The following is a 348-nucleotide window of genomic DNA, read 5'->3' on the forward strand; positions in this document are numbered from 1 at the left end:
TATTATTAAAATTAAGATGATTTAAGTCGGAAGAAGGCACCTTAGGGGGCCTTTTTTTCTTAAAGGACCTGTGCAATTATGGTTGGAATTTCATTCTGTTTGACACATATCCCCAGGTTATCTGGACATGATAAAGGATGAGGTGACTAACATGAAGGATAAAATATTAGAATTAGTACCAGGATCGGTAAAAAAATTACTCCAGAAAAAGGTTAAAGATGGAAACCGATGCATCATTGATTTGGTTGTGGATGATGCAACTGCTTATGGATTTGAACCGGAGCAAGTAATCCCCTGTATCATGGCGGGTTATTATGTTTATGAATCTACCACCTATCCCAGTGAAAT

The 348-nt window shown here is 37.1% G+C and carries 1 pseudogene; it reads left to right on the forward strand.

Going from position 1 to position 348, the window contains the following annotated elements:
• Nucleotides 1–151: 151 nt before the first annotated feature.
• A pseudogene (locus V7038_RS28850) lies at nucleotides 152–348 on the forward strand (hypothetical protein); the annotation flags it as partial.

The sequence above is a fragment of the Bacillus sp. JJ783 genome, assembly GCF_036963225.1.
Classification (GTDB): domain Bacteria; phylum Bacillota; class Bacilli; order Bacillales; family Bacillaceae_G; genus Bacillus_A; species Bacillus_A cereus_U.